The organism is Herbiconiux sp. 11R-BC (assembly GCF_049472555.1).
Lineage (GTDB): Bacteria > Actinomycetota > Actinomycetes > Actinomycetales > Microbacteriaceae > Herbiconiux.
In genome coordinates this window covers 277,227-289,844 of the sequence record NZ_JBCEBO010000001.1, presented here as the reverse complement: position 1 = coordinate 289,844, position 12,618 = coordinate 277,227, and the positions used below count along the sequence as shown (strand labels likewise).

General features: G+C 70.5%; 13 protein-coding genes. 3 read left to right on the top strand and 10 right to left on the bottom strand.

Annotated features, from left to right (window positions below; all coding sequences use genetic code 11):
* Window positions 1–14 precede the first annotated feature (14 nt).
* Window positions 15–767: a glycosyltransferase family 2 protein gene (locus VD659_RS01315; RefSeq protein WP_423259324.1), complete on the bottom strand. Its 753-nt coding sequence runs from the start codon at window positions 765–767 to the stop codon at window positions 15–17.
* Window positions 764–1,969, bottom strand: coding sequence for a nucleotide sugar dehydrogenase (locus VD659_RS01310; protein ID WP_423259322.1), 1,206 nt, complete (start codon window positions 1,967–1,969; stop codon window positions 764–766). The genes VD659_RS01315 and VD659_RS01310 overlap by 4 nt, the downstream gene beginning before the upstream one ends.
* Before the next feature lie 146 nt (window positions 1,970–2,115).
* Between VD659_RS01310 and VD659_RS01305 the strand changes: the two genes are divergently transcribed.
* Complete coding sequence (locus tag VD659_RS01305) at window positions 2,116–2,691, top strand: GtrA family protein (protein WP_423259320.1); 576 nt, start codon at window positions 2,116–2,118, stop codon at window positions 2,689–2,691.
* A 28-nt stretch (window positions 2,692–2,719) separates the two neighbouring features.
* Here VD659_RS01305 and VD659_RS01300 read toward each other — a convergent pair whose 3' ends face one another.
* The 5 genes from VD659_RS01300 to VD659_RS01280 all read right to left on the bottom strand — a co-directional run bounded on the left by VD659_RS01300 (window position 2,720) and on the right by VD659_RS01280 (window position 6,806).
* Window positions 2,720–3,037 carry a hypothetical protein gene (locus tag VD659_RS01300; RefSeq protein ID WP_423259318.1) on the bottom strand — a complete coding sequence of 106 codons (318 nt, stop codon included), beginning with the start codon at window positions 3,035–3,037 and terminating at the stop codon, window positions 2,720–2,722.
* Window positions 3,031–4,644 carry a DUF2142 domain-containing protein gene (locus VD659_RS01295; RefSeq protein ID WP_423259316.1) on the bottom strand — a complete coding sequence of 538 codons (1,614 nt, stop codon included), beginning with the start codon at window positions 4,642–4,644 and terminating at the stop codon, window positions 3,031–3,033. The genes VD659_RS01300 and VD659_RS01295 overlap by 7 nt, the downstream gene beginning before the upstream one ends.
* Window positions 4,641–5,024: a DUF2304 domain-containing protein gene (locus VD659_RS01290; protein WP_137836006.1), complete on the bottom strand. Its 384-nt coding sequence runs from the start codon at window positions 5,022–5,024 to the stop codon at window positions 4,641–4,643. Before VD659_RS01290 ends, VD659_RS01295 begins: the two co-directional genes overlap by 4 nt.
* Window positions 5,021–5,767, bottom strand: coding sequence for a glycosyltransferase family 2 protein (locus VD659_RS01285; protein WP_137836005.1), 747 nt, complete (start codon window positions 5,765–5,767; stop codon window positions 5,021–5,023). The genes VD659_RS01290 and VD659_RS01285 overlap by 4 nt, the downstream gene beginning before the upstream one ends.
* 85 nt (window positions 5,768–5,852) lie before the next feature.
* Window positions 5,853–6,806 carry a glycosyltransferase gene (locus VD659_RS01280; protein ID WP_423259314.1) on the bottom strand — a complete coding sequence of 318 codons (954 nt, stop codon included), beginning with the start codon at window positions 6,804–6,806 and terminating at the stop codon, window positions 5,853–5,855.
* 53 nt (window positions 6,807–6,859) lie between these two features.
* Between VD659_RS01280 and VD659_RS01275 the strand changes: the two genes are divergently transcribed.
* Together VD659_RS01275 and VD659_RS01270 are read left to right on the top strand one after the other, a co-directional pair.
* Complete coding sequence (locus VD659_RS01275; protein WP_423259312.1) at window positions 6,860–8,185, top strand: hypothetical protein; 1,326 nt, start codon at window positions 6,860–6,862, stop codon at window positions 8,183–8,185.
* A complete protein-coding gene (locus VD659_RS01270) occupies window positions 8,182–8,946 on the top strand; it encodes a glycosyltransferase (protein WP_423259310.1) in 765 nt (254 codons plus the stop codon). The genes VD659_RS01275 and VD659_RS01270 overlap by 4 nt, the downstream gene beginning before the upstream one ends.
* A 196-nt stretch (window positions 8,947–9,142) precedes the next feature.
* Here the strand turns inward: VD659_RS01270 and VD659_RS01265 are convergent, their stop codons facing one another.
* The 3 genes from VD659_RS01265 to VD659_RS01255 all read right to left on the bottom strand — a co-directional run bounded on the left by VD659_RS01265 (window position 9,143) and on the right by VD659_RS01255 (window position 12,519).
* Window positions 9,143–10,027: a glycosyltransferase family 2 protein gene (locus tag VD659_RS01265; RefSeq protein ID WP_423259308.1), complete on the bottom strand. Its 885-nt coding sequence runs from the start codon at window positions 10,025–10,027 to the stop codon at window positions 9,143–9,145.
* Window positions 10,024–11,253, bottom strand: coding sequence for a hypothetical protein (locus tag VD659_RS01260; RefSeq protein WP_423259306.1), 1,230 nt, complete (start codon window positions 11,251–11,253; stop codon window positions 10,024–10,026). The genes VD659_RS01265 and VD659_RS01260 overlap by 4 nt, the downstream gene beginning before the upstream one ends.
* Before the next feature lie 87 nt (window positions 11,254–11,340).
* Window positions 11,341–12,519: an acyl-CoA dehydrogenase family protein gene (locus tag VD659_RS01255; protein WP_423259305.1), complete on the bottom strand. Its 1,179-nt coding sequence runs from the start codon at window positions 12,517–12,519 to the stop codon at window positions 11,341–11,343.
* Window positions 12,520–12,618 lie beyond the last annotated feature (99 nt).

The following is a 12,618-nucleotide window of genomic DNA, read 5'->3' as shown; positions in this document are numbered from 1 at the left end:
GGGCTGAGGGCGGGTTACGGGGTGGTGTTCTTGTCGGCGAGAGCACGGAGCTCCTCGACGGTGAGCTGCTTGCCGAAGGCGAAACGGTACCAGCGGAAGTACTTCGGCAACCACTTCGCGAGCTTGAAGTTCGACTGCCCGAAGGCGCGATCGAGCCAGATGGTGGGGATCTCGGCCACGGGCTGGCGCAGGCGCCGCGCCTTCGCGGTGAGCTCGAGACCGATCTCGAAGCCGTCCTGGGAGTTGATGCCCACCTGCCGCACGAACTCGGCGTTGTAGGCCTTGAACGAGTTCGTGGCGTCGCGGGTGCCGGCGTTCGTGAAGAGGTTGAGGGTGATGCCGGCCGTGCGCGAAAGGAAGCTCTTGAAGCGCGGACCGCCGACCTGCTGGCCGCCCGGCATGTAGCGCGAGGCGGCGGCCACCACGACACCGCGCTCGACCAGGCGCACGAGGTCGTCGATCTGGCGCGGGTCGTCGCATCCGTCGGCCATCGTCACCACGACCGTCTCGCTCGTGGCGTGGTCGATGCCGTACCGGATGGCGTACGCGGGACCGCGACCGTAGTCGTTGATGAGGATCTTGAGCCGCGGCTGGCTCTCGGCGTAGCGCTCGACCACGGGAACGGTGGTGTCGGTGGGTGTGTCGACCACGACGAGCACCTCGGATTCGAGGTGGACCGCCTCGAAGATCCGGTCGAGGCCGGGAACGATGTCCTCGCCCTCGTTGTAGGCGGGGATGACGATCGAGGCGCGCAGCCCGTCGGTCAAATCACGACTCCCTGGCCGAGGATGTTCCACACGTCGGCGACGGGCTTCGAGGTCTGCAGGCCCCGGTACTCCTTGTGCGGCGTCGCCACGATGAGGATGTCGGCCTTCTCGAGCACTGCATCCAGCGGCAGCAGCGTGTCGTCGGTCTCCTCGGACACGTACGGGTCGGTACCCAGCACGGCCTTCGCGCGGAACTTCAGCACACGACGCAGCTTGTAGGACAGGCTCGAGCGGATGTCGTCCGACCCGGCCTTGAACGACATGCCCAGGATGCCCACGGTGAGGTTCTCGAGGTCGAAGCGCTTCTCGAGCTGGGTGACGATGTAGAGCGGCAGCCCCTCGTTCACGAGCATCGCCGAGTGGCCGAGCGAGAACTTGTTGTCGCTGAACGCCGCGAGCTGCATGGTGTCCTTGAACAGGCACGGCCCGGCGGCGAAGCCGGGGCCGGGCAGGTCCTTGGCTCGCGGGTAGTCGTGGGTGAGGCCCTTGCGGATCTTCTCGAAGTCGAGTCCGCGGTCGTTCGCCATCATGTAGAACTGGTTGGCCGCGGCGAACTTGATGTAGCGCCAAGTGTTGGTGAACAGCTTCGCGAGCTCCGCCTCCTCGGGTTCGAGGTCGACGATCTGCTCGGTGAGCGTGAGGAAGAGCTTGGATGCGCGGGCGCGGCCCGACTCGGTGCGGCTCGAGACGATCTGGGGGAGCGTGAAGAGTTCCTCCATGGCCTTGTGCTCGGCGATGCGCTCGGGGCAGAAGGCCACCTCGGTGGAGAGACCGGCCTCGCGGAGGCGGCGCTCGACCAGGGCAGTGACGCCCGGGTAGACGGTGCTGCGCAGGATGAGAAGCTGCTCGTCGCTGAAGAACGGCATGCAGGTCTCGAGGGCCTTGGGGATGGCGTTCGGGTCGGGGTTCAGGTGCTCGTCGACGGGCGTGCCGATGACGACGATGACATTCTCCGCGGTGGCGACCACGCTTGCGTCCGTCGAGGCCGTGAACATGCCGTCGGCCAGCACCTTCTTCAGCACGGGCTCCGCTCCTGGCTCGCTGAACGGCATTCGCCCCGCGTTGATCCCCTCGACGGCGCGTTCGCTGACGTCGTAGACGACGACTTTCGAACCGCGGTCTGCGAGGGCAATCGCCAAGGGAAGGCCGACGTGCCCCCCTCCGCCGATGACGACTACGTCTCTGTCAAAGTTCGTGGGCAAGCGTGTGACCTCGTTATTGGTAGGGGATGATCAGCCTGATTGTGCCGTGTCGACAGCGGTAGAGCAAAGGTAAGGATACATGGCCGGTTATCATTTTGAGGGGTCGGCACGCTGCCGACACCTGTTGAAGAGGAATGGCCCGCCGCGTGAAGAAGATCTGGGACTACCTGTGGGAGCGCCTCGTGCGCTACGCCGTGAAGTTCGGGGTGGTCGGATTGGCCGGATATGCCATCGACGTCGGTGTGTTCAACATGCTGCGTCTCGGTGCCTTCGGAGACGACGCCTGGTACGCCGGTCCGATCGGGGCCAAGGTCGTCTCGGTCACCCTCTCGACGATCGCGACCTGGTTCGGCAACCGCTACTGGACCTTCCGCGAGCACCGGCGCAAGAACTTCATACTGGAGCTGTTCGAATTCAGCGTGATCGCTGTGCTCGGCCTCGGCATCTCGCTGGCGTGCCTCTGGGTGTCGCACTTCATGCTCGGCTTGAACAATCTCGTGGCCGACAACATCTCGGGCAACGTCATAGGCCTCGTGCTGGCGACCGCGTTCCGCTTCCTGCTCTACCGCTACTGGGTGTTCGCGCCGCACCGGGCAGATGGCTACACGGCGATGCAGAACGCGCGGCTGGAGGCCGATGCGGCTGCAGCGATGGCAGCAGGGGGTGCGGCGCCCGGTGAGGCCGCGGATGCCGCGGCGCTCCAGCCGAGCGAGAACTCCTGAGCCGACGGCCCCTGTCCGGCGGCGACTCCTAGGACTGGCCGCCCACGGGCGGCTCGCCCACGAACTCGTGCGACTCGCGGGCGAGCTCCGGCCAGAGCTGGCGGTCGGCGACGCGCACCCACTCGCGTGAGGGGTGCCCCGCCGCGCGGAACGCGGAGGCGATGCCACGCGTGCGCAGGTCGGTCGACCGCACCTCCGGCAGCTCCACCACGAGGTCCTCGCCCTCGAGGAAGACGAAGAGTTTGCCGTGCACCAGGAGGCCGTCGGGGGTGACGGCCACGCCGTCCTCCTCGCGCAGGCTCAGCACGAGGTCCTCGTAGGCCTGGACCGCTGCTTGGTTCACCATGTCGGTTGTTCCTTTCGATCGGACAGATCTCGGCGCTCGGATCGGTCGCGCCCGGCGATCACGATGTTCGCCGCGAAGGCGGCCGCCGCGAGGGCGAAGAGCACGATCGTGAGAACGGTGCCGAGCGGGGGCGCCCAGGCGCCCGGCTCGAGCATCGCGCCCCAGACGCTCGCGTAGCCGGAGGTGAAGCGGTGCATGGTGGTGATGAAGCCGTAGGCGATGCCCACCGCCCAGGCCGCGCCCGTGCCGATGCCGAGCACGGTGAGCAGCACGAAGGCGCGGTGCGCGCGCACGCCGGCGACCCATCGGAGGAAGCGGGGCGAGGCCGCGATGCAGGCCGCCATGCCCAGCAGCAGCGGCATCAGCAGGATGAGCGTGTAGCGCCCCTGCCAGATGAACCCGCCCTTCGTCACGTAGAAGGCCTGGATGAGCGGGGGCAGCAGGAAGAAGGCGGCGGCGAGGGCGATCAGGAACACGAGCTTGCGCCCGCGCACGAAGATCACCACGCCGGCCACCAGGGCGAGCATGAAGGCGTACCAGGCCAGATAGACCACCGGGTGCAGGGTGGTGTCGAGCCAGCCCAGGATGCCGATCATCTGCCGAAGCTGCAGGTAGAAGTCGCCGAGCAGGCCGAAGAAGCCCTCGATCGGGCTGAGCCCCACACCGTGCGAGGTGGGGGTGGTCTCGGGCGCGGTGCTCGGCCCGGTGCCGAGGGAGTTGCTCTTGAGCGTCCACCAGATGGAGAACACCGCCGTGATGACGATGAGCAGCACGCTGATGATCACCGAGGGCCGCTTGAACAGCGCTCCGAGCTCGCGGAGCGTGAGCAGGATGAGCGGCAGCACGAGCAGCACGGCCACCCAGAGCGGCGAGATGCCGCGCGTGTTCGACACCAGCGCGGCCGCCACCACCACGATCGCGAGTCTCGAGCCGAGCAGCCTCGGGTTGGGCTCGAGCACGATGCTCAGCATCCCGGCGAACATCGCCAGCCCGCCGGTGAACTCGAGGGCGTTGGGGTTCACCGTGCCCATCAGGTAGAGCGCCATCGGCGTGATGGCCACGAGCACGCCGAGGCTCGGCACGCGGCGGGTGCGCCAGGAGCCGATCATCCAGAAGCAGGCGGCGAGGAAGAACGAGGTGAGCACGGCGCTCACGATGCGCATCGCGAAGATCCCGTTCACGTCGGGCATGGCGAGCGAGGGCCAGCCCACGAGCCAGTAGTAGACCGGGTTGTAGAGGCTCGCCGCGGAGTGCGTCTCGACGATCGCCGAGGGGTCGCCGGTGAACGCCGGGGCGCAGGAAGCCGGGACGTCGGGGTAGAACGCGAAGCAGCCCTGCTCGAACTCGTCGGCGAAGACGGCCGGCGCGTGCAGCACCCCGCCCTCGGCGATCATCGTGGCCGGCAGCAGCTCGCCGCGCACGACTGAGGCGGCCTTCACGACGTGCGCCGGCTCATCCGGCGAACCGCCGATGGGAGTCGCCAGAGCCCAGAGCGCGCCGAGGATCGACAGCAGCAGCCAGGGCAGCAGGAAGAGGGTGACGACCGACCGCCGCGGCGTCGTCGGTGCGGTGGGAAGGGGCGCCACGGCGGATGGTTCGAACGTCATTGATTCCTTCGGGACTCGAGGGCCTCGGCGAGCGCCTTCTCGAGTTCGGTGATGCGGAGGTCTTGCAGGGCCACGGATTCAGCGAGGGTGCGGGTCTCGCTCTCGAGCTCGGTGAGTTCGCCCGAGTGCTGGATGGACACGAGGAACAGCACGGCGATGCTGAGGAAGAAGACGAGGTTGGTGGGCACCGTGACGCCCACGAGCGAGGCGGCGGCTCCGAGGAGGTCGGGGAAGACGCCCACCACGAGCGCGACGACGCCGGCGAGCAGCCACCAGATGGCGTGCCGCTCGCGCAGGTGGTGGCGGCGCAGGGATTCGATGACGACCGCGAGGACGATGAGGGCGGCGACGATGCCGAGGATGTAGCTGGCGAGGGTCATGCGATGACGGCGGCTTCCGCGGGAGGGCTGACGGTGACCGGCGGGCGGATGAGGGCCACGAAGAGGGCCATGCCGGCGCGACCGAGGTAGACCGCGGCCTTGTAGGGGTTGTGCGAGGGCACTCCACCGGCCCGCGGGCGCATGGCCACCGGCACCTGGGCGACGGTGAGCTTGGCGCGGGAGGCGATGACGAGCGACTCCACGGTGTCGCCGAGGTATTCGGACGGGTAGTGCTGCGCGAACAGCGCGACTGCGCGCGGCCCGCTGGCGCGGAAGCCCGAGGTGGTGTCGGTGAGCTTCGTCTTCGTGAGCCCGCTGAGGATGGACGAGAGCACGCGCATCGCCCACTGCCGGGGCCCGCGCACGGCGTAGTCGCCCACTCCGGCGAAACGGGCGCCGAGAACGAGGTCGAAGCGGTCGAGCTCGTTCACGAGCTGCTCGATGCCCACGGGGTCGTGCTGCCCGTCGGAGTCGACCTGCACGACGTTGGCGAAGCCCTTCGAGAGGGCGTACTTGAAGCCCGCGCGCATGGCGCCGCCGACACCGAGGTTGATCGGCAGCCGCAGAACCCGGGCTCCGGCGGCCCCGGCGACGCGTGCCGTCGCATCCGTCGACCCGTCGTCGACCACGAGCACCGAGACGCCAGGGGCCTTCTCGTAGACCTCGCGCACGACGTCGCCGACGGCTTCCTCTTCGTTGAACGCGGGCATGACGATCAGCGTGCGTTCGAGGGCGGTCGGCATGACCCCCATCATAACCATCGAGGCTCCGGGAACCCGGGAGTTCGGCGGGCGGTGCGGCCCGTCGCCGGATGCGGGGGAGCACCTGTCAGGGGCGCTCCCGGAGGCGCTGCTCGAGGGCGGCCGGGATGCGCCCGGTGCGGCCCGCCCAGCCGTCGCGGAATCCGGCGAGAACCGCCCGCGCCCGTGCCGCCCGCCCGGGAACCAGCGCGACGGCGATGGTGCAATGGCGGAGGTCGGCGACGGTCTCGCGAACGGCCCAGCGCAGCCGGCCGCGGCCGTGCATCCGGTTCATCAGGATGCGGTTGCGCACCAGGTAGTAGTAGCGGAAGGTCGCGCTGTGGACGAGCGAGAACGGCTGCCCGCCGACGACGAGCGGATGCCCGAACAGCGTCGGCGTGTGCCGCCGGCCCAGGCTGTGGCCGAGCCGTGTTCCCGGAGCGAGCAGCACCACGAGACCCGCCTCTCGGGTGCGGAGTGCGAAATCGGTGTCGACGCAGTCGATGAAGAGCGGTTCGGCGAAGCGGCCCACCGCGTCGATCGTCGAGCGCGGGATGAGCAGGCCGGACTGGATGGGCGCCTCGGCGAGCGCGAAGCCGTGGCTCTGGCCGGTGGCGGGGGAGGGGAGCCCCTCGACCGCAGCGGGGGCGACGAGGCCGACGCGCAGGCCCGCCGCGGCCGCCTCGCGGGCGGTGGTGACGAGGGCGGCGACGAAGTCGGGGGTGATCCGTGAGTCCTGGTCGAAGGTGATGACGGAGGCTGTGGAGCCTGCAGCGAGGACGCCCGTGTTGAGCGCCGCCGCGATGCCGCGGTTCGTCGGGTGGTGCACCACCGCGGCGCCGGCCGCGCCCGCTGCGGCGAGTACCGCATCCGAGGCGTCGTCGGGGCTGCCGCCGGCGCTGCTGCCGTCGTCGACCACGATCACCCGGGCCACCTGAGGGAGGAGGCTCCGCACGAGGTCGAGCATCCGCTCGCCCGGCCGGAACGCCGTCACCACGGCCACCACCTCGGCTGCGCCGGCCATCTCGGCTGCCACGGGCACGCCCCTCTCCGCCCTCGGACCCTCCTCGGGAGCGAACACTATGCTTGCACTCTATGACCTCGCCCACGATCGGCCGGCGCTCGTTCATCGGCGTGGGCGCAGCGTCACTGGTGTCGGCGGGGGTCGGCTTCGCGGTGCTGCTCATCGTTCCGAAGGTGCTCGACAGCGCGGCGGCGACGATCTTCATCGCCTTCTGGTCGTTCTTGTTCGTCTGGTACGGCATCCTCGGCGGGCTCTCGGCCGAGAGCACCCGCGCGGTGCACAACAGCGACCGGGCCCGCGAGGCCCGGGCCCGCGACAGCGGCACGGATGCGGCGGCGCGGGCGCCGCGGATGCTGCCGGTCGGTCTCGGCGTGGGGGTCACCCTCGGGGTGCTGCTGTGGGCGTCGAGTTTCTGGTGGGCGCCGCTCGTGCTGCACAATGCCGAGGGCTACGGCTGGCTCGCGGTGGCGCTGAGCTGCTCGGTGGCGCTCTACTCGGGGCACGCGACGATCGTCGGCATCCTCGGCGGCCGGCTGCAGTGGCCCACCTACGTGCGGTTGGTGATCGGGGACTCGCTGCTGCGCATCACGCTGATCGTCGTGGCGGCGATCGTGGCGGCCACCATCGCGGGCTTCGCCGTCGCGGCGAGCGTGGCCTGTGTCGCGTGGCTGATCGGCCTCCTGTTCTCGCCCACGCTGCGCTCGGCCGCCGTCGCCCGGGCCGACGTCGGGCTCGGGCCGTTCCTGCGGCGCATCGGGCACGCCTGTCTGGCGTCGGGCTCCAGCGCGATCCTCGTGGTGGGCTTCCCCGTCATCCTGTCGCTCACCTCCTCGGAGGCGGCCTACACGGCGGCAGCGCCGCTGCTCGTGGCCGTCACCTTCACCCGGGCACCGCTGCTCATTCCGCTGAACGCCTACCAGGGTGTGGCGATCGCCCACTTCCTCAACAACCGCGGCGCGGGGCTGCGCGCCCTCGTTCCGGTGGCGCGCCTGATCGTGCTGATCGCCGTCGTGGGCGCGGTGCTGGGCGCCCTGCTCGGGCCGTGGCTGCTCGTGCTCTACTACGGGCCCGACTACGTGATCAGCCCGTGGACGGTCGGCGGCCTGGTGATCGCAGCCGGGATGCTGGCGCTCCTCACCATCACCGGCGCGCTGTGCCTCGCTCTCGACCGTCACAACGCCTACTCGGGAGGCTGGATCGCGTCGACGGTGCTCGCCGTCCTCATCCTGCTGCTGCCGGTCGACATCGAGCTGCGGGCCGTGCTCGCCCTGCTGATCGGGCCCGTGGCAGGGCTCGCCATCCACTTCCGGGCGCTGCGGCGTGCCTCGGCCGGCGGCGTGCCCGGCGGTCCCTCCGTACCGCCCGGCGGCGGCGAGGGGGAGGGGGCGACGGCGTGAGCGAGCGCATCCGGGCCAGCGTCTGCATGGCCACCTACCGCGGGGCCGAGTTCGTGGCCGAGCAGATCGAGTCGATCGTGGCGCAGCTGGGCCCCGACGACGAGCTGGTGATCGTCGACGACTGCTCGCCCGACGACACCGTGGCGGTGATCATCCAGACCGTGGCGCGGTTGGGCGAGTCACGGGTGTTCCTCACGCGCACCGACCACAACGTCGGCTACGTGCGGGCCTTCGAGGCCGCCATCCGGCGATCGCGGGGGCGGTTCGTGTTCCTCTCCGATCAAGACGACGTCTGGACCCCGGGGCGGCACGAGGCCATGATCGCGGGGCTCGCTCGCGCGCTCGTGGTGGCGGGGAACCACTCCATCCTCGGACGCGACGGGGCACGGCTCTGGTACCCGCCGCTGCGCTCGTCGACGTCGCAGCGCCCGCTGCTCAACCTCTTCGCGATCCTCATCGGCTACCGGCCCTACTTCGGCTGCGCGATGGGATTCCGGCGTGAGGCGATCGCGGGCGGCATCCTGCCGATCCCGTCGTACGTCACCGAGTCGCATGACGTCTGGATCGCCATCACCGGAAACGTGCGGCGCAGCATCCGGCACCTCGAGCTCGACGTGGTGGAGCGCCGCCTGCACGAGTCGAACCAGACGCCGCTCGGCATCCGCTCGCTCGGCACCATCCTCCGCGCCCGCCGGATGTTCCTGCGCCTGATCGCCGAGGCCGTGCGCCGCGCCTCCCGCGCCCGCGCCGCCCGCCGCTGACTCCCTCCCTCCCACCCACCCACACCCGTCTGCCCGCCCCCACCCCTCACAAAAACAAGGAGTTCTGGGGCGACACCCCGGGTGCCGTTGTGAGTTCGGCGGCGTGTCGGCCCGGAAGTCCTTGTTTTTGGGAGGGCAGAGGGCAGAGGGCAGAGGGCAGAAGCGGAGGGCGGGGCCGAGGGCGGAAGGGCCGGGGTCAGCGGCCGAAGACGTGGGTGAGGAGGGCCCGGCGGCCGGCGGGGTCGCCGGCGCGGAGCGCGGCGGGGAGCTCGCTCAGGGCGTTGAGGCGGGAGGTGAGGTGGTGGCGGGCGGCCCGGGCGGCGCGCGGCCAGCCGAGGGCGCGCATCCGCTGGTCGACCTCGGCGAAGAGGGCACGCTCCTCGGCGAACTTCGCGCCGTCGGGGCCCGTGACGGCCGACACGCTCGTGGCGTGCCGGCGGTAGGCGAAGCACACCGTGTCGTCGAGCGCCATCGAGCCGCCCGCCTCGACGATGTCGATCATCAGCGCGAGGTCCTGCACCACCTCGAAACCCGGGCGGAAGCCGAAGCGCCGCAGCTCGACGGCCCGCCACGCCACCGAGGGGAAATAGGCCCAGTTGCCGCGCAGCAGGCTCGCCGCGAGCTCCTGGCCCGAGAGCACCCGCGTGCCGTGCCCGCGCGGGCGCAGCAGGTCCTTCACCCGGTCGGCCAGCGGCCAGTGCACGGCGCCCTCGGCGTCGATCACCTCGACGCCGGGCTGGATGATCGCCGACTCCGGATGCGCGAGCGCCAGTTCGCCGACCCGCTCCACGTAGCCCGGGAGCATCCGGTCGTCGCAGCCCATGAGCACGGCCCGCTCGTTCTCGACGAGCCGCACGCACTCGCGGAAGTTGCCGCCCACCCCGAGGTTCACCGCGTTCCTGCGGTACAGGATGCGCGGGTCGCCGAGCCCGGCCACCCAGCGCCCGGGCTCGGGGTCGGGGTACACGTCGTCGATCACGATGAGACGCCAGTCGGGGTCGCTCTGCGCGAGGACGCTCTCGACGGCTTCGCGGAAGTGATCGGGCCGCCCGTAGAACGGCATCATGATGTCGAGCGTCACGAGACGGAGGCGCCCACCCGGATCGTCCGCGCCGAGCGCGAGGGCAGCGCGTTCGCCGGGGCGTCGCCGTTGCCGAGATCGAGCGAGACCTCGTTCTGCTGGAGCTTGGTCGAGATGCTCACCAGCACCAGCAGCAGCCAGGAGGCGCCGACGAGCGCCGGGCTCTGTGCGAAGCTCTGCACGAGAACGGCGGCGACGAGCAGTGCGGGCGCGAGGGTGAGCGGCGGCGAGGCGATCGGCAGGCCGAGGGTGTCGAGCGGCTTGTCGACCGCGAACCACCAGCTGCGGTGCCAGGTGCTCACCACCACCGCGACGAGCAGCACGACGCCCACGATGCCGAGGTGCTCTCCCACGGAGACCCAGAGGTCGAAGGCCGCGGGCGATGCGGTGCCGGCGCCGACGGAGGCCACGAAGGCGAGGACGTCGGTGCGGAACGTGGCGAGCAGCACGCCGACGGCCACCGCCACCGCGGCGATCGCCACGAGCAGCGCCATGCGCCGGCCCGGGCCGAGCCGGCGGGCGAGGAGCAGCAATCCCAGCAAGGCCGCCATCGCCACGAGCGCGGCGATCGCCGTCACCGAACGGGTCAGCCCGAGCACCAGCGCGGCGATCACGAGCCAGGCGACGGCGGGGTTGCGGCGGCGGAGTCCCTGCGCGAGCTGCAGAGCGACGGATGCCGCGGCGAGCACGGCCGCGAAGGCCAGCACCGCGGGGTCGCCCGCGATGCCGAGCACCGGGCCGCCCCGGAAGAGGTCGGCGTTCGACCACACGCCCGCCTGCCCCCAGAACGGATGCACGGGCTGGCGCACGAAGACCGCCGCCACGAACTCGAACACCACCGAGAGGCCGAGCACCCAGCAGAGCGCCGTCGAGAGCGCCGCGAGCAGCTGGGGCCAGCCGAGCGCAGTGGTGAGGAAGAGGGCCCCGAGCGAGGCGGCGGCGAGCCCGAGTCCGACGACGGCGGCCGTCGCGGCCTGGCCCGACCAGGCGACCGAGAGCACGCCGACCACGCCGAGGAGCAGGAGCGTGCGGGGCAGTCGCCAGATCACGAGCTTCGACCAGAGCCTGCGCACGGTCATCAGGCCGGCCGTGGCGATGGTGAGGGCGGCGAGCACGCCGAACCGGCCGCCGGGGCCGAGCAGGTTCGGCCAGAAGTCGCCGGAGAACGCCGTGAACAGGATGAGCACGGCGAGCGATCGCGTAGCGGCGTCGGTCGGGAATCGCATAGCCAGAAGCCTACTTACTCGGGGTGCGGCTCGGTGGCGGGGCCGCGCATCCGGGCCCCGCGCATCCGGCCGTCACCTCTCGCGGTCTCAGACGAAGGCGGCGAACCCGGTGATCGAGCGCCCCACGATGAGCGTGTTCATCTCGCGCGTGCCCTCGTAGGAGTAGAGTGCCTCGGCGTCGGCGAAGTGCCGAGCCACGTCGTACTCGAGCACGATGCCGTTGCCGCCGAGGGCCTCGCGGCACCAGGCCACGGTCTCGCGCATGCGGGCCGTCGTGTAGGCCTTCGCGAGGGCGGAGTGGTCGTCTTTCTGGGTGCCCTCGTCGAGCATCTGCGACACCCGCACCACCATGCCGAGGCTCGCGGTGATGTTGCCGATCGATTTGACCAGCAGGTCCTGGATGAGCTGGTGCGAGGCGATGGGCTTGCCGAACTGCACGCGCTCCTTGGTGTAGCGCAGCGCGGCCTCGTAGGCGCCGACGGAGTTGCCCACCGCCGCCCACGCCACCTCGGCGCGGGTGAGGCGCAGCACCTTCGCGGTGTCGCGGAAGGAGTTCGCGTTCGCGAGCCGCAGGCTCTCGGGCACGCGCACGTCCTCGAGCGTGATGTCGGCGTTCTGCACGATGCGCAGCGACTGCTTGCCCTCGATCTTGGTGGCGGTGTAGCCCTCGGTCGAGGTCGGCACGATGAAGCCCTTGACCTGGCCGTCGGCGGTGTCCTTCGCCCAGATGACGGTGATGTCGCTGAAGGTGGCGTTGCCGATCCAGCGCTTGGAGCCGTTCAGCACCCATTCCTCGCCCTCGCGGGTGGCGGTGGTGCGCAGGCCCTGCGCCGAGTCGGAGCCGGAGAGGGGTTCGGTGAGGCCGAACGCGCCCACCACCTCGCCCGCGGCCATCTTGGGCAGCCATTCCGCGCGCTGCTCGGGCGAGCCGCACACGCTGATGGAGCCCATCGCGAGGCCGTTCTGCACGCCCACGAGGGTCGCGACCGAGGCGTCGACGCGGGCGAGCTCGAGCGCCACGAAGCCGCGGAACACGGCCGAGTTCTCGAACGGGCGCGTCTCGTCCCAGGCGAAGCCGAAGACGCCGGTGGCGGCGAGGCCCTTCATGATGCCCTCGGGCAGCGTCGCCTTCTCCCAGTGCTCGTTGACGACCGGCTTCACCTCGTTCTCGAGGTAGGCGCGCAGCTGCGCGAGCGATTCCTTCTCCTGGTCGCTGAGAAGGTTCGCGTAGCTGTAGAAATCGCTGGCGAGGGGCTCGAAGGTCATCGTGGTTGCTCCATTGCGTGGGTGTTCGGTTCTCGGCGTGGCGAGCCTAGCCGCGTGGCTCGGCGCGACCCGCGCCGGTTGGTAGTTTGGTCTAACGAG